Below are 16,179 nucleotides of genomic sequence, written 5' to 3' on the forward strand. Positions count from 1 at the left end.
TTAGGTTGCCGCAACTGCGTTTACAAATTGCGGTAATTTTTTAAACGCATGGCCTGTAAATGGGGGCCACTCAGCTGATTTCAAGCCTGCTCGTCAATTGACGGTGCAACAGGCGAAGGTGCCTTGCTGACCACGACCATGGCCGGGCGCAGCAGACGACCATTAAGCTGATACCCCTTCTGAAACACCTTGAGCACACTGTTAGGCTCGACGTCAGCGCTTTCCTGCATCGCCATTGCCTGGTGATGCTCGGCGTTGAACGGTTGGCCATGCGGGTCGATGGCTTCCAACTGATAGCGCTTAAGCGTATCGCCGAACATTTTCAGGGTAAGTTCGATGCCTTCGCGCATCGGCCGGATGCTTTCGTCATCCGGGCTGGACAGGTCCAGGCCGCGTTCCAGGCTGTCGACGATCGGCAGCAAGTCGCCAGCGAACTTCTCCAGTGCGAATTTGTGAGCCTTTTCCACATCCTGCTCCGCACGGCGGCGGATGTTCTGCAGATCCGCCGCCACACGAAGAGACTGATCCTGGGCGGCAGCCAGTTGCTCTTCGAGCACTTGCACACGAGTTGCCAAATCTTCTCCGGAACTTGCCGCCTGAGCCGCTTGATCCTGAGCCTGCGTATCCGGATTCTGTTCGTCAGCCATAGTTCTCTCCTCCCAATTACGTCCGTGAGCTCAACTCACGCTTCTGCCCGGCTATATGGGGCCGTAATTTTCCGCTTCAAGGGCATTGGTTGCAGGACAACGCGAATAACCCTACAAATTTTCCGACATGACGCCTTGCGCAACTGAACCTGTCAAAACAACGCATCGGTGATAAAAATTCCTTGCCGCCCGTCAAATCGACCTGGGTTAGGGCATTGTCAGCCGAAAGCCAAACACTGTATAAATAACCAGACAAATCGCTTGGGAGCCGCCCTTATGCTGGTGCACCTGTCCATACACAACTACGCCATCGTTGAACACCTGGATCTGGAACTGGATCGAGGCATGAGCGTCATTACCGGGGAAACCGGTGCCGGCAAGTCGATCATGCTCGACGCTCTGGGCCTGACGCTCGGTGATCGCGCCGACAGCGGGGTTGTGAGGCCGGGCGCCGACAAGGCCGATATCCTGGCCACGTTTGACGTTGGCGATATTCCCGAAGCACGCGCATGGCTTGGCGAACGAGACATGGAAACCGACGGGCCGTGCATCCTGCGTCGGGTCATCACCCCCGAGGGTCGCTCTCGCTCCTATATAAATGGCACGCCCTGCCCTCAAGGTGATGTCAAAGCGCTGGGCGAGCTGTTGATCGATATTCACAGCCAGCACGAACACCAGTCCCTGCTCAAAACCGATACCCATCGCCGACTGCTGGATGAATACGCCGGCGCTACCGATCTTGCGCGTCAAGTGCATCTGGCCGCGCAACGCTGGCGCCAGACTCGCCACGAACTGGAACGCCTTTCCAATTCTGGCGATGAACAGCGTGCCAAACACCAGTTACTGAGTTATCAGCTCGAAGAACTCGAAGGCCTGAGCCTGGGCGAGAATGAACTCGAACAACTGGAGCAGGAACACACGACCCTGACCAATGCCGAAAGCCTGTTGGGCATTTGCCGACAGGTGGTCGAACTGTGCAGTGAAAGCGATTCGGGCAACGCACTGAATGCGCTGACGGCTAGCCTCAATCGCCTGACCAGCGTGAACAACTCGCCAGATGCGCTCAATGAGGCGACCAATCTGCTGTCCAGCGCGCAGATTCAGGTTGAAGAAGCCGTCGGTGAAATCAACCGCTTTCTTGATCGCTTCGAGGCCGACCCTGCGCGCCTGCAGCAGATCGAGGAACGCCTGGACACCATTTACACACTGGCGCGCAAACATCGGGTACAGCCCACCGAAGTTGCCGCGCTGCATCAGAAGCTGCTCGACGAAATCGAAACGCTCAACGCCAACGACGAAGCCATCGAACGCTTGGAGCATGAGTTGGGCGCGTTCGCTCGTCACTATCAGGAAAAGGCTCGCGAACTGAGCGACTTGCGCCATAGGGCGGCGCCGGAACTTGCGCATGCGGTAGAGCACGAAATCCAGCGCCTGGGCATGCCCGGCGGCCGCTTTAACATCGAGCTGCGGGAAAACGTCGACAAAGAGCTTTCCCCCAACGGCCTGGAACAGGTTGAGCTATTGGTCAGTGCGAACCCGGGCCAACCGCTCAAGGCACTGGCGAAAGTCGCGTCAGGAGGTGAGCTTTCCCGCATCAGCCTGGCCATTCAGGTGATTACCGCGCAGACATCTCGCATTCCAACGCTGGTGTTCGACGAAGTCGACGTCGGCATCGGCGGCCCGACCGCAGAAATCGTCGGGCAGTTGCTGCGTCGCCTGGGCGAGCGCGGCCAGGTCATGACCGTGACCCACTTGCCGCAGGTTGCAGCGCAGGGCCATCAACATCTGTTCGTGCACAAGGTTCGCGAACAAGATGCCACGCGCACTGCGGTTTCCAAACTCAGTAAAAGCGAGCGCGTGGAAGAGGTGGCGCGGATGCTCGGCGGCATCGACCTGACCAAGGAGTCGCTGGCTCATGCGAGGAAGATGGTAGTGGCGGCGGCGAAGGCTTAGCGCCGCGCCTCACTTGGTCGTCCCTGAATCCTGAAAACAATAAAGGCGGCCCATGGGCCGCCTTTACTTTGTGTCAGAAAAAAACTTATGCTTTTTTCTTGCGTACGTAAAGCACCAGATTGTGGTCTACCAGCTCGAAGCCGTGTTTGATCACAATGGCTTTCTGCAGCTTCTCGATTTCTTCGTCGAAGAACTCGATCACTTCACCGGACTCCACGTTGACCATATGGTCGTGGTGGCCTCCGTCTGCCAGTTCGAATACGGCGTGACCGCCGTCGAAGTTGTGGCGCACCACCAACCCGGCTGCTTCGAACTGAGTCAAAACACGGTAAACCGTCGCCAGACCGACGTCTTCGTTGGCCTCCATAAGCGCCTTGTAGACGTCCTCCGCGCTCATGTGGCGCTGCTCTGCAGAATCGAGCATTTGAAGGATCTTGACCCGCGGCAGGGTCACTTTAAGTCCAGCTTTGCGTAGTTCGCTATTTTCAACCATGGTCAGCTTTCTCGCAGACGCTGCTTCGCAGCTTCTCTTAATGCAGGTATGATCGGGGTTTACGTTGTCCCAGCCAAGATAGTGGAAGTCGCCCACCGATGCAAAACACCAAGCTCTTGCTAACCAGTTTCACCTTCGTGGGACTGCTCGCACTCGCCGGTTGTTCATTCCCCGGGGTTTATAAAATCGACATCCAACAGGGCAATGTCGTCACGCAGGACATGATAGACCAGTTGCGCCCGGGAATGACCCGACGGCAAGTACGGTTTATCATGGGCAACCCCTTGTTAGCCGATACTTTTCACCCAGATCGCTGGGACTACCTGTACAGCCTGCAGCCCGGTGGCGGGGAGCGGCAGCAGGAACGGGTCAGCCTGACCTTCAACGCTAACGATCAGCTGGCTAGCCTTTCCGGGGACTTCAAACCGGGCGTCAGCCGCGATGAGGCGATCCTCGGAAAGAGCAGCGACACAACCGTCACCCCTGAAAACAAAGGCGATCAGCCTCAGAAAGAAGAGCCGCCAAAGCCGGGCTCCCTGCTTGAGCAAATCCAGAACGACGTCGACAAAGTCGAAACCGTTCCTGTACCGACGCAAGAACCATTGGATACCGATCCACGTTGATTCAAGCCGCCGCACTCAAAACGGCAGCACGAAAAAGCCCGGCAAAGCCGGGCTTTTTTACGCTCGCTCAATCGATCCGATGCAAAACTTAAATCGACTTTACCTGCTTTTTGGCAAGCGCGGCCCTCTCCGCACGCATCCGGCGCACCTCTTTCGGATCAACCAGCAGGGGTCGGTAGATTTCCACCCTGTCACCCTCCAGGAGCTGACGCGCTTCAGGCATCCCCACGGCCTTGCCAAATATACCCAAGGAACATCGAGCCAGATCCAGCCCTGTGACACGTTGCGCGATGCCCGAGGCCTCGACAGCCCCAAGCGCCGTCGTCCCGGCAGGGACCTGGAGTGAGATCAACTCCTGACATTCGGCGGTGGCATACACCACTTCGACGTGGATTGTCGGCTCAGCCATACAACTCTTTGGCACGCTGACAGAAAGCATCGACCAACGTATTGGCCGCCTGATTGAACAACGGTCCAAGGGTGGCGCGCACGATAGAGCCGGAATAATCGAAAGACAGGTCAAGACTGATCTTGCACGCCTTTTCGTTCAGTACCTTGAAGGTCCACACGCCATGTAACTGGCTGAATGGCCCCTCTTCAAGGTTCATCTCAATGGTCTGTCCGGGCGTCAGCGTATTGCGGGTCACGAAATGCTGGCTTAAGCCGCCCTTGGCCACCTCCACCCGGGCCCGCATGGAGGTGTCGCTATGTTCGAGCACCGTAGCGCCGGAGCACCAGGGCAGGAACTCCGAATAGCGAGCCACATCGTTGACCAAGTCATACAGCGCCTTTGCGGGATAGGGCAAAAGAGCCGAACGTTGAATATGCGTAGTCATGTCAGCGTTATTTCCAAAGCTGAGCGGCAAAGACAATCAGAATGCCGATCGGCGCCACGTAGCGCATCAAAAAGAACGTCAAAGCGAACAGGACCGGGCTGCGTACCGACAACTCGTCACGTACTGCCGCACGTCCCATCACCCAACCTGCGAAAATCACAAAGCACAATCCACCCAGTGGCAGCATGATCCTCGACGTGAAGAAGTCGATCACACCGAAGAAGTCAAGGCCCGCCGTCGCACCCCACTGGTAGAGGTGAAACGCGCCGCCTTCGTTCACGAAAAATTTGGCCTGCTTCCAGATGTTGAACGAAAACACCGTGCCCAGACCGACAAACCAGCAGATGAACGACAGCCAGAATGTCACCCAGCCGCGACGCACCTTGGTGCGTTCAACCAGATACGCCACCATGGGTTCGAGCAAAGAAATTGCCGAGCTCCATGCCGCCACCGCAACCAGAATGAAAAACACCACACCCATCACGGTGCCGAACGCTACGTTACCAAACGCGTAGGGCAAGGTGACAAACATCAGGCCAGGGCCTTCACTCGGGTTCAGGCCCGCCGCGAAAACGATGGGAAACAACGCAAGGCCAGCGAGCAGGGAAACGAAGGTATCCAGTAGCGCTACGCCGACCACGGTCGTACTGATCGACGCCTCTTTGGTCATGTAGGCGCCATAGATCATGATCGAACCCACGCCAACGCTCAGCGAAAAGAACGCGTGACCCATCGCCGGCAGCAAGCCTTCCATGATCTGCTCAGGCTTGAAGTCAAACATGAAATGCACGCCTTCCATGAAGTGTCCGGTGGTCAGGCTATAGCCCAGCAGGATCACCATCAGCACGAACAACAATGGCATCAAGATACGCAAACTGCGCTCAAGGCCAGCATTCACGCCTTTGGCGATGGTGATCGCCGACAACAGCATGAACAGCGTATGCCAGGCCACCAGTCGCCATGGGTCGGCAATCATTTCACTGAAAAACGCACCGACGCCATCAGGCGTCACTGCCTGAAAGTCGCCCTTGCCGACATCGATGATGTATTCCAGGGACCAGCCGCCTACCACACTATAAAAAGAAAGAATCAACAGCGCCGTTATCATCCCGGCGAACGCACCCCAAGACCATTTGCCCGAATGACCGGCTTCGCGCGCAAGACTCTTCAACGCATTGGCCGGGCTCTGTCGGGCACGGCGGCCGATCAGGGTTTCGGCCATCATCACCGGGATGCCGATCAGCGCGATGCACGCCAGGAACACCAGCACGAACGCGCCGCCTCCGTACACGCCGACCATGTAGGGGAATTTCCATATACTGCCCAAGCCCACGGCCGAGCCGGTGGCCGCCAGAATGAACACCCAGCGACTCGCCCAGCTACCGTGGACTGAAACCTTGTCCGTCGACATCGTTGACACGTCCAACACTCAAAAAAGATCGCGCATTGTCCGGGATTCACTCAGCGTGCTCAAGCAAGAGCTTCAGACAAGCGCCGCCCATAGCCGAGAGTCGCGTTGATCCCTATAATGCGTCGCCTATGGCCAAGCTAAAGAAACATCCCACAGGGACCATCGCGCAAAATAAAAAAGCGCGACACGATTACTTCATCGAACACAAGTTCGAGGCCGGTCTGGTCCTGGCCGGTTGGGAAGTAAAAAGCCTGCGTGCCAACAAGGTGCAGCTGGTGGACAGTTACGTGCTGCTTAAGGACGGTGAGGCCTGGCTGATGGGTAGCCATATCTCGCCACTGACGACAGCCAGTACCCACGTCATCGCTGACCCGACACGCACCCGTAAACTGCTGCTCAACAAGCGCGAGCTGGACAAGCTCATCACGTCTGTTTCGCAAAAAGGCTATGCCGCCGTCGCCCTGGCCCTTTACTGGAAGCAACACTTGATCAAGTGTGAAATTGCTCTGGGCAAAGGCAAGAAGGAATACGACAAACGCCATACCGAGCGCGAGCGCGATTCCGATCGCGAGCTGCAACGTGCCGTGCGCACCAAGGGCAAGGAAGACTGATGCCTTGTGATCGATCCCTGTAGCAGCAAGGCTTGCCAGCGGCAACGACCATAGGTTGTCGCCGCCCGCCGGCCACCCGCATCCCTGCAGCTGTCAGGCACGTCGTTAGATGCCATTACGCCGTTCAGCCCTGGCCGTGCGCTGGACCTGCTGACGGACTTCCTCCAGCACTTCCTGCACGTACAGCAAATGACGGCTCGACACTTCGCGAGCATCGTCCGCGCGCCCTTCGATAATTGCCGTGTACAGCTCACGATGCTGATCGATCAGCATGTCGCGGGTCTCTGCGCGCTGCTTGTACATCCCGCCGATGTTGGTCACGACGTTGCGCGTGAGCAGGTCGAACAAACCACGAATGGTGTGCAGCAGCACGGCGTTGTGACTGGCCTCCGCAATAGCGAGGTGGAAGTTAGCATCAGCCGCGCCCTCTTCCGCGCGACTCACTTCATCCGCCCGGCTGTAGCAATCCTGCAACGCATCGAACGCCCCGCGCAGGCGGGTGCGATCCACATCCGTCGCGCGAATCGCGGCGTAATAGGCGCAGGACGCTTCCAGCGTATGCCGAAATTCCAACAGATCACGTTGCGCGTCGGCGTTGCTCTCCAACAGATGCAGCAACGGGTCGCTGAACGTCGAGCCAAGATTCTCGACCACGTAATTGCCCCCGCCCTGGCGACTGACCAGCAGGCCTTTGGCAGTGAGCTTTTGGATGGCTTCGCGCAAAGAGGGGCGTGACACACCGAACTGCTCGGCCAATGCACGCTCGGCAGGCAAACGCCCGCCCGCCCTGAGCGTACCCTCGAGAATCATGCCTTCGAGCTGTTCGACAATATCGTCAGACAAACGGCGCTGACGCACCTGACCAAAACCCATACCCCTCCACTCCACATACCCAGGTGCCCCGTCTGACACAGCAGGGGGGACGCATATTCTCGTTGATTGCGCTCAGACATACACCCGGCAGACGTCGGCCAAATTACCAACTCAGGAAATAACCGGGACCTGTACTACAAAAGTTTTAGCCTCATAAATTGACACGCCAACGCCGGGGCTTTTAACCTAGCGCCAAGACATTGTAAATTGGTATTACCAATTTATGAATGCCGGCGACTAGTGGTTATCCACCACGACACGCTGCAAGCCATCACGACGGTGAAAGGCTTGAGCTGGTGAGCTGTGCGATTCGTTCGTCAGCGCCGGCAGGACGACAGACAAACAGTTGTCGCTTGCAGGAGCCGCGCACGCAAGACATGGACACCGGGCCTAACCAAAAACAACTAGGGGCCTCCTACATGCAAACCTGGCAACAGCTCTATACACCTTTCGGCAGCCTGGGCCTTTCGGCGCTGGTTGCAGTCATACCCATCGTGTTCTTCTTCCTGGCGCTGGCGGTGTTCCGGCTCAAGGGACATGTCGCCGGCACCATCACCCTGGCGCTTGCGATCCTGATTGCCATCGTCGCCTTCCAGATGCCCGCTGACATGGCCATCGCCGCGGCGGTGTACGGTTTTCTCTATGGCCTGTGGCCCATCGCGTGGATCATCGTTGCAGCGGTATTTCTCTACAAACTGACCGTCAAGAGTGGCCAGTTCGAGATCATCCGCAGCTCTGTCATGTCCATCACCGACGACCAACGCTTGCAGGTCCTGCTGATTGGCTTTTGCTTTGGCGCTTTCCTTGAGGGCGCGGCTGGCTTCGGTGCGCCGGTCGCCATCACTGCAGCCTTGCTGGTCGGCCTGGGCTTGAATCCGCTGTATGCAGCTGGACTGTGCCTGATCGCCAATACCGCGCCAGTCGCGTTCGGCGCCTTGGGTATTCCGATTATCGTGGCGGGTCAGGTGTCCGGGATCGACGCGTTCAACATTGGCGCCATGGCAGGTCGCCAGTTGCCACTGCTGTCGATGTTCGTGCCATTTTGGCTGATGTTCATGATGGACGGCCTCAAGGGCGTGAGAGAGACCTGGCCAGCTGCGCTGGTTGCGGGCGGCAGTTTCGCCATCGTGCAGTTTCTGACCTCCAACTTCATTGGCCCGGAACTGCCAGATATCACCTCAGCGTTGGTCAGCCTGGTTTCCCTGACTTGCTTCCTTAAATTCTGGCAACCGGCGCGCGCCGCTGATGTGCAAGCGGTCAACGCAGGCAGCGGCGCCGTGCTGATGGGTAGCGGTACAGGTGGCTTCGGTCAACCACGCACCACCGCGAAATCACCGTACTCAGTCGGCACGATCTTCATGGCCTGGTCGCCATTCCTGATTCTCACCGTGGTGGTGACGATCTGGACCCTGAAACCGTTCAAGGCCCTGTTCGCTGCCGGGGGGCCGTTGCAGGCGCTGACCATGAGTTTCTCGGTGCCGCATCTGGACAATCTGGTGATGAAGGTAGCGCCGATCGTAGCCAACCCCACCGCCATGCCAGCGGTTTACAAGTTCGACCTGCTCGCTGCGACGGGAAGCGCGATTCTGGTGTCAGCGATCCTGGCCATGATCGTGCTGCGGATCAGTGCAAAAACTGGTCTTACCACTTTCAAGGAGACGCTCAAGGAGCTGCGCTGGGCCATCCTGTCGATCGGCATGGTGCTGGCGTTCGCCTTCGTCATGAATTACTCGGGCATGTCCACCACGCTCGCGCTGGTATTGGCGGCGACGGGCTCGGCCTTCCCGTTCTTCTCGCCATTCCTGGGTTGGCTCGGGGTGTTCCTGACCGGTTCCGACACGTCGTCCAACGCGCTGTTCGGCTCACTGCAAGCCACGACCGCTCACCAGGTAGGCGTCAGTGACGTATTGATGGTGGCCGCTAACTCAAGCGGCGGAGTGACCGGCAAGATGATTTCACCCCAGTCGATCGCGGTCGCCTGTGCGGCCACCGGGCTGGTTGGTAAAGAGTCCGACCTGTTCCGCTTCACGCTCAAGCACAGCATCTTTTTCGCCGCCATCGTCGGCTGTATCACGTACGTCCAGGCGTACTGGCTGACCGGCATGCTTGTTCATTAAAGAGACGAGCACCGGGCGTGTCGACCCACGCCCGGCCGCTGCCCCCGCTCACTCAATGTTGCGAGACCCCATGATCATTTCTGCCTCCACCGACTATCGCGCCGCCGCGCAACACAAGCTTCCGCCCTTCCTGTTCCACTATGCCGACGGTGGCGCCTACGCCGAACACACCCTGCGCCACAACGTTTCGGACCTCGCCGGCATCGCCCTGCGCCAGCGCGTTCTGAAGAACATGTCCGAACTGAGCCTGCAAACCACCCTGTTCAATGAAACCCTGAGCATGCCGGTGGTCCTGGCTCCGGTCGGTTTGTGCGGCATGTATGCCCGTCGTGGCGAAGTGCAAGCTGCGCGCGCGGCGGCTGCCAAAGGCATTCCATTTACCTTGTCAACGGTATCGGTGTGCCCGATCGAAGAAGTCGCCCCGGCTATCGACCGCCCGATGTGGTTTCAGCTTTATGTGCTCAAGGACCGTGGCTTCATGCGTAACGCCCTGGAGCGCGCCAAGGCTGCCGGCGTCAAGACACTGGTCTTCACTGTCGACATGCCGGTACCGGGTGCGCGCTATCGGGACCTCCATTCCGGCATGAGCGGCAAGAGCGGTCCGATGCGTCGCGTTCTGCAAGCGATGACCCACCCGCAATGGGCCTGGGATGTCGGCGTCAACGGTCGCCCTCACGATCTGGGCAACGTGTCGGCCTATCGTGGCAATCCCACCGGCCTCACCGACTACATCGCCTGGCTGGGGAACAATTTCGACCCTTCGATCTCATGGAAAGACCTTGAGTGGATTCGCGATTATTGGGACGGCCCGATGCTGATCAAGGGCATTCTCGACCCTGAGGATGCTCGCGATGCCGTGACCTTCGGAGCCGATGGCATCGTCGTCTCCAACCATGGCGGTCGTCAGCTCGATGGCGTCCTGTCCAGCGCCCGCGCTCTGCCAGCCATCGCCGACGCCGTAAAAGGCGACATCAAGATCCTCGCTGATTCGGGCATTCGCAGCGGGCTGGATGTGGTGCGCATGATCGCTCTTGGTGCCGATGCCGTATTGATTGGCCGCGCATTCATTTACGCCCTCGCCACCCATGGCGAGGCCGGCGTGAGAAACCTGCTCGATCTGTTCGAAAAGGAAATGCGCGTGGCGATGGTGCTGACCGGCGCTAAATCCGTGAGCGAGATCACCCGCGATTCGCTGGTCCGTGAACAGTTGGCCTGACCGCCCGCCCCTACGCATGCGGCGCATCAGATGCCGCAGCCACCAGGAGACCGCATGAACCCCCGTATGAGCCTGCCCGCTGCCTTCCTCGCCGATGTGCAGCGCCTGATCCCCGCCGAGCGCCGTTTCGACGACCCGTTATCGACCCTCGCTTTTGGCACCGACGCCAGCTTTTACCGATTGATCCCCAAGCTGGTGATCCGTGTCGAATCCGAAGACGAAGTGGTTGCGCTGCTCAAGCTGGCGCAGGTCGACCGTGTACCTGTGACGTTCCGCGCCGCAGGCACCAGTCTTTCGGGACAGGCCATCAGCGATTCGGTGCTGCTGGTGCTGGGCGATAACTGGAACGGTCGCGAGATCCGCCGTAACGGCGAGCAGATCCGTTTGCAACCGGGTGTGATCGGTGCGCAGGCCAATGCCTGGCTGGTCCCGTTCGGACGCAAGATCGGCCCTGACCCGGCGTCGATCAATGCCGCCAGGATCGGCGGGATCGTCGCCAACAATTCCAGTGGCATGTGCTGCGGCACGGCCCAGAATACCTATCACACGCTAGCAGGCATTCGGCTGGTGCTGGCCGATGGCGCTCGCCTCGATACTGAAGATCTCGATAGCGTCGCAGCCTTCCGCGCCAGCCACGCCGACTTGCTGGAGCGCCTGGCTCAACTGGGCCGCGAGACGCGCGCCAACGCAGAACTTGCCGCAAAGATTCGGCACAAATATCGCCTGAAAAACACCACTGGCCTCTCACTCAACGCTTTGGTCGATTTCGATGAGCCGCTGGATATCCTGAGTCATTTGCTGGTCGGCTCCGAAGGCACCTTGGGCTTTATCAGCGCCGTGACCTACGACACCGTGGTCGATCACCCCAACAAAGCCTCGGCACTGATCGTGTTTCCCGATGTGGAAACCTGCTGCAACGCTGTGACCGTCCTGAAAACCCAGCCGGTGTCCGCCGTCGAACTGCTCGACCGGCGCAGCATGCGTTCGGTGCAGGACAAACCCGGCATGCCCTCTTTCGTACGCGAACTGTCGGAAAATGCCTGCGCCTTGCTCATCGAAGCGCGCGCCGCCACGCAGCCTCTGCTGCACGAACAACTGGCGCAAATCATGGCCTCGATTGCGCATTTCCCGGTGGAAAGGCAAGTCGACTTCACCGAAGATCCGATCGAGAACACCCGGCTCTGGGCGATTCGCAAGGACACCTTCCCGGCCGTCGGTGCCGTCCGCGAAACCGGCACCACGGTGATCATCGAAGACATCACCTTCCCTGTTGAACAACTGGCCATCGGCGTGCGCCGCCTGATCGAGCTGTTCGACAAACACCATTACGACGAAGCGATCCTGTTCGGCCACGCGCTTGAAGGCAATCTGCACTTCGTCTTCACCCAAAGCTTCAACGACGCGGAAGCGGTTGCTCGCTATTCGGCGTTCATGGATGACGTTACCCAATTGGTGGCGGTGGAGTTCAACGGCTCGCTCAAGGCCGAGCACGGCACGGGCCGCAACATGGCGCCCTTCGTCGAGCTTGAATGGGGCAGCGACGCCTACCAACTGATGTGGCAACTCAAGCGCCTGCTGGACCCCTACGGCGTCCTAAATCCGGACGTTGTGCTTAGCGAGGATACGCAGATCCATCTCAAGCACCTCAAACCCATGCCGGCTGCCGATGAGATCGTCGACAAATGCATCGAGTGCGGTTTCTGTGAGCCGGTCTGCCCGTCGAAAGGCCTGACACTGAGTCCACGCCAGCGCATCGTCATGTGGCGTGACATCCAGGCGAAGAAACGCGCAGGCACCAACACCACCGAGCTTGAGCGCGATTATCAATACAAGGGCATCGATACCTGCGCTGCCACCGGGCTGTGTGCGCAACGTTGCCCCGTGGGCATCAACACCGGGGAATTGGTAAAGAAATTGCGCGCGCAGCAAGCCACGCATGGCAAGACCGCAGGCTGGCTGGCCGAGCATTTCACCACCGCTCTCAAGGGTGCGCGGTTCACTCTTCATGCCGCCAACGGTGCGCGCATGATGCTGGGCGCACCCAGGCTGGCGAAGCTGTCCGCCGCGCTGACCAAGGCTTCTTCTGGTCGCGTGCCGCAATGGACCCCGGCCATGCCACAAGCGGAGAACGCCATTCGCTTCGCCCCGCCCGTTGAGGATCAACGCCCGCGCGTGGTTTACCTCGCTGCGTGCGTGTCGCGGGTGATGGGCCCGGCCGCGGCGGATCATGAACAAATGTCCCTGATGGACAAAACCCGCGGGCTGCTGGAAAAAGCCGGCTATCAGGTGGTGTTTCCCGACGATCAGGACAGCCTGTGCTGCGGCCAACCCTTCGCCTCAAAGGGCTACAACGAGCAGGCCGAGGAAAAGCGCCAGCAATTACTGGCCGCCTTGATCAAAGCCAGCCGCGGCGGCCTCGATCCGATTTACTGCGACACCAGCCCCTGCACCCTGCGCCTGGTTCAGGACCTCAAGGAAACCCGCCTGGACCTTTACGATCCTGTGCGCTTCATTCGCACCCACCTGCTCGACAAGCTGGTGTTCACCCCGCAACAGCAAGCCATCGCAGTCCACGTGACGTGCAGCACCCAGCACCTCGGAGAGAGCCAGGCGCTGATCGAACTGGCACGCCTGTGCAGCGTAAATGTTGTCATTCCCGAGGGCATCCATTGCTGCGGTTTTGCGGGCGACAAGGGGTTCACCACACCAGAGCTCAACGCGCACTCGCTACGTACCTTGAAGGATTCCGTCCAACACTGCACCGAAGGCGTCTCCACCAGCCGTACTTGCGAGATAGGCCTAACACAGCACAGCGGCCTGGACTACCACAGCCTCGTGTACCTGGTTGATCGCGTTACCCAACCAAGATCCGCTTGATGCACACAAAAGGGGCGACGTTCGCCCCATTTTGGCGACACGTTCCGCAATATGGCTTTTTCACATTATCTGCAAAATAAATAGAACCCCTGCGATGGGGCACAGTCCATCTTAATAAGCGCCACGACCCGGTCGGCGCTTATTCCTCTATCTCGGAGACCGCCTCGAAGAGCGGCCATACCGAGTCCACAGGCTTAAGGAGATACACATGAAGCGCACAGCACTGACTGGCTTGTTTCTTACCGCTGCACTGTTGGGTTCCCCGGTATTCGCTGCTGACGACTTATGCGGCGCGAATCTGCAGACGCTGAAAGACGCTCAGAAGTCCTCGTCGTCCAACCTTGGCGCAGACACAAAGACTGAAAGCGAGTCTGCATACAATAAAGGCCTGGCTCAGCAAGAGGCTGGCGACGACGGAGCCTGCATCGAAACCACCACTAAGGCTATCGCAGAGCTGAAACGACTTGGCTCCGGCAGTGAAGGCGGCGCAGCGAAGTAACCCTGGGCTCGGCCGGTACATAGCCGGCCAGTCCACCCTGATGCAGGTTGAAGGTCGACGTATCCCATTGATTCGGGTACACTCCGTGGTCTGACTGCTAGAGCAGCAGAATTGGGGCCGATTAGGATTCGACGCCGGTGATGAAACTCTAGGGGCATGCCGACTTGGTAACAGAAGTCGTAAATCCACTGTTGCAACTTTCTATAGTTGCCAATGACGAAACCTACGGGGAACAAGCTCTCGCTGCGTAAGCGGCGCTAGCCTTCCTTCTGGTAGCTTCGGCTCCAGCAATCATCAGGGGATGCCTGTAAACCCGAAATGATTGTCATACAGAACAGGATCGCCGTGCAGTACGCTGTGGACGAATCGGCTAAAACTTACACAGCTCGCCCAAAGCACCCTGCCCGTCGGGTCGCTGAGGGTTAACTTAATAGACACGGCTAAGCATGTAGGCCCGAAAGCGGAGTACTGGCGGACGGGGGTTCAAATCCCCCCGGCTCCACCACTTTTACATCTAAAGACGTCCAAGGGCGTCTTTTTTTGTGCCTGAAATTCATTGAAATCAAGGGCTTCAGCGCTTCTGAGGTTTTTTGGCATCCGCCGAGTTCTGACCGTTCAGGTATTCCAAGTGGTATTCCAGCCCCTCCGGGGTTAATCTCTGGAATACCAAAACAGCGCCTGAGGTAGATCTCATGCCTGCTCCAGCCCTCCGCCTCTCCGACCGACAACTCAAGGGAGTCAAACCGGCGTCCAAGGATTACGTCCTCACCGACGGCGACGGTTTGCAGCTCCGCGTACGCAGCAACGGCTCGTTGCTGTGGAATTTCAATTACCGCGACCCGGTGACCAAAAAACGCATCAACATGGGCTTCGGGACCTACCCCGAGCTGTCACTAGCGAATGCACGAAAGAAGGCTGTCGAAGCGCGCGAACTGCTCGCGCAAGGCATCGACCCCAAAGTGCAGCGCAACATGCTAAATGAAGCCAGGCGAGCCGAAACTGAACACACCTTCGAGAACGTCGCTCTCGCCTGGTTCGAGCTCAAGAAAGACTCGGTCACCCCGGCCTACGCCGAAGATATTTGGCGCTCGCTCACGCTGCACGTGCTGCCGAGTATGAGAATCACGCCACTGGTGAAGATCACTGCCCCGATGGTGATCGAGTTGCTTCGCCCGCTCGAAGCCAAAGGCAGCTTGGAAACAGTGAAACGCTTGACCCAGCGGCTCAACGAGATCATGACCTACGGCGTTAACTCCGGGCTGATCTTCGCCAACCCGCTCAGTGGCATTCGCGCAGTGTTCAAAAAGCCCAAGAAAGAAAACATGGCCACGCTTCCGCCCGAAGAGCTTCCCGAGCTAATGATGGAAATCGCCAACGCCAGTATCAAGCGCATCACCCGCTGCCTGCTCGAATGGCAACTGCACACCATGACCCGCCCCGCCGAAGCGGCCACCACTCGATGGGCCGATATCGACTTCGATAAAGCGTTATGGGTAATCCCCGCCGAGCGCATGAAGAAGCGCCGCCCCCACGCGGTCCCCCTCACCGAGCAGGCGCTAGCACTGCTTGCCACGGTTAGGCCGCACAGCGGTAATCATGAATATGTGTTTCCCTCTGACCGCAATCCCCGCACCCACGCCAATAGCCAGACCGCGAATATGGCGCTCAAGAGGATGGGCTTCCAAGATCGCCTGGTCAGCCACGGTCTGCGCTCGATGGCCAGCACCATTCTTAACGAGCATGGCTGGGACCCCGAGTTGATAGAGGTCGCGCTAGCGCATGTGGACAAGGATGAAGTGCGCAGTGCGTACAACCGTGCGGATTATATCGAGCGCCGACGGCCGATGATGGCGTGGTGGAGTGAATACATTCAGAAGCGGCGACAGGCAACCTTTCGGCAACCGCGATCAACGTGACGCGTGATCGCATCGTGGTGCCGATCCGATAGCGCTGCGGCATCGGTGGCAGAAAGCGCGCCGTCAGACTCACTGGCGGCAGTGGCCAATTCACTTTGCTCTAAGCC

Annotated in this window: 13 protein-coding genes, 1 other RNA gene and 1 pseudogene; 9 read left to right on the forward strand and 6 right to left on the reverse strand. The window is 58.7% G+C overall.

Features of this window, described 5'->3' with window-relative positions:
- Positions 1-80: 80 nt before the first annotated feature.
- Positions 81-647 carry a nucleotide exchange factor GrpE gene (grpE, locus tag B3I26_RS01505; protein WP_296254434.1) on the reverse strand — a complete coding sequence of 189 codons (567 nt, stop codon included), beginning with the start codon at positions 645-647 and terminating at the stop codon, positions 81-83.
- A 276-nt stretch (positions 648-923) separates the two neighbouring features.
- Here grpE and recN point away from each other — a divergent pair, with 276 nt between their 5' ends.
- On the forward strand, positions 924-2,600 hold the full coding sequence (recN, locus tag B3I26_RS01510) for a DNA repair protein RecN (protein ID WP_296254436.1): 1,677 nt from the start codon (positions 924-926) through the stop codon (positions 2,598-2,600).
- An 85-nt stretch (positions 2,601-2,685) separates the two neighbouring features.
- Here recN and fur read toward each other — a convergent pair whose 3' ends face one another.
- Positions 2,686-3,093, reverse strand: coding sequence for a ferric iron uptake transcriptional regulator (fur, locus tag B3I26_RS01515; protein ID WP_296254437.1), 408 nt, complete (start codon positions 3,091-3,093; stop codon positions 2,686-2,688).
- A 98-nt stretch (positions 3,094-3,191) separates the two neighbouring features.
- On the opposite strand from fur, the gene B3I26_RS01520 reads away from it, so the two are divergent.
- Positions 3,192-3,716 (forward strand): outer membrane protein assembly factor BamE, encoded by a 525-nt coding sequence (locus B3I26_RS01520; protein ID WP_296254438.1) that lies wholly within the window; start codon positions 3,192-3,194, stop codon positions 3,714-3,716.
- 88 nt (positions 3,717-3,804) lie between these two features.
- Here B3I26_RS01520 and B3I26_RS01525 read toward each other — a convergent pair whose 3' ends face one another.
- The 3 genes from B3I26_RS01525 to B3I26_RS01535 are packed head-to-tail and all read right to left on the reverse strand — an operon-like array spanning position 3,805 to position 5,963.
- Positions 3,805-4,125, reverse strand: a complete 321-nt coding sequence (locus B3I26_RS01525) for an RnfH family protein (protein WP_296254440.1) — start codon at positions 4,123-4,125, stop codon at positions 3,805-3,807.
- On the reverse strand, positions 4,118-4,552 hold the full coding sequence (locus tag B3I26_RS01530) for a type II toxin-antitoxin system RatA family toxin (RefSeq protein WP_296254442.1): 435 nt from the start codon (positions 4,550-4,552) through the stop codon (positions 4,118-4,120). Before B3I26_RS01530 ends, B3I26_RS01525 begins: the two co-directional genes overlap by 8 nt.
- Positions 4,553-4,559: 7 nt before the next feature.
- On the reverse strand, positions 4,560-5,963 hold the full coding sequence (locus B3I26_RS01535) for a sodium-dependent transporter (protein ID WP_296254444.1): 1,404 nt from the start codon (positions 5,961-5,963) through the stop codon (positions 4,560-4,562).
- Between the two features lie 128 nt (positions 5,964-6,091).
- Here B3I26_RS01535 and smpB point away from each other — a divergent pair, with 128 nt between their 5' ends.
- A complete protein-coding gene (gene smpB / locus B3I26_RS01540) occupies positions 6,092-6,574 on the forward strand; it encodes an SsrA-binding protein SmpB (RefSeq protein WP_296254447.1) in 483 nt (160 codons plus the stop codon).
- A gap of 105 nt (positions 6,575-6,679) precedes the next feature.
- Here smpB and B3I26_RS01545 read toward each other — a convergent pair whose 3' ends face one another.
- Entirely contained in the window at positions 6,680-7,447 is a 768-nt protein-coding gene (locus tag B3I26_RS01545; protein ID WP_296254449.1) for a GntR family transcriptional regulator, read from the reverse strand.
- Positions 7,448-7,866: 419 nt separating this feature from the next.
- Between B3I26_RS01545 and B3I26_RS01550 the strand changes: the two genes are divergently transcribed.
- From B3I26_RS01550 to B3I26_RS01575, 6 genes and pseudogenes are all read left to right on the forward strand, one after another.
- Entirely contained in the window at positions 7,867-9,564 is a 1,698-nt protein-coding gene (locus B3I26_RS01550) for a lactate permease LctP family transporter (protein WP_296254450.1), read from the forward strand.
- A 70-nt stretch (positions 9,565-9,634) separates the two neighbouring features.
- Positions 9,635-10,780 (forward strand): FMN-dependent L-lactate dehydrogenase LldD, encoded by a 1,146-nt coding sequence (gene lldD / locus B3I26_RS01555; RefSeq protein ID WP_296254451.1) that lies wholly within the window; start codon positions 9,635-9,637, stop codon positions 10,778-10,780.
- Positions 10,781-10,846: 66 nt separating this feature from the next.
- The gene (locus B3I26_RS01560; protein WP_296254600.1) at positions 10,847-13,657 is read left to right on the forward strand and encodes an FAD-binding and (Fe-S)-binding domain-containing protein; all 2,811 of its coding nucleotides are present in this window, start codon (positions 10,847-10,849) and stop codon (positions 13,655-13,657) included.
- 208 nt (positions 13,658-13,865) lie between these two features.
- Positions 13,866-14,156 carry a hypothetical protein gene (locus B3I26_RS01565; RefSeq protein ID WP_296254452.1) on the forward strand — a complete coding sequence of 97 codons (291 nt, stop codon included), beginning with the start codon at positions 13,866-13,868 and terminating at the stop codon, positions 14,154-14,156.
- A 113-nt stretch (positions 14,157-14,269) separates the two neighbouring features.
- Positions 14,270-14,661: a transfer-messenger RNA gene (ssrA, locus tag B3I26_RS01570) on the forward strand.
- Positions 14,662-14,848: 187 nt separating this feature from the next.
- Positions 14,849-16,104, forward strand: a pseudogene (locus B3I26_RS01575) (integrase domain-containing protein).
- The last annotated feature ends 75 nt before the right edge of the window (positions 16,105-16,179 follow it).

It is taken from the genome of Pseudomonas sp. UBA5706 (genome assembly GCF_002419965.1).
GTDB lineage: Bacteria > Pseudomonadota > Gammaproteobacteria > Pseudomonadales > Pseudomonadaceae > Aquipseudomonas.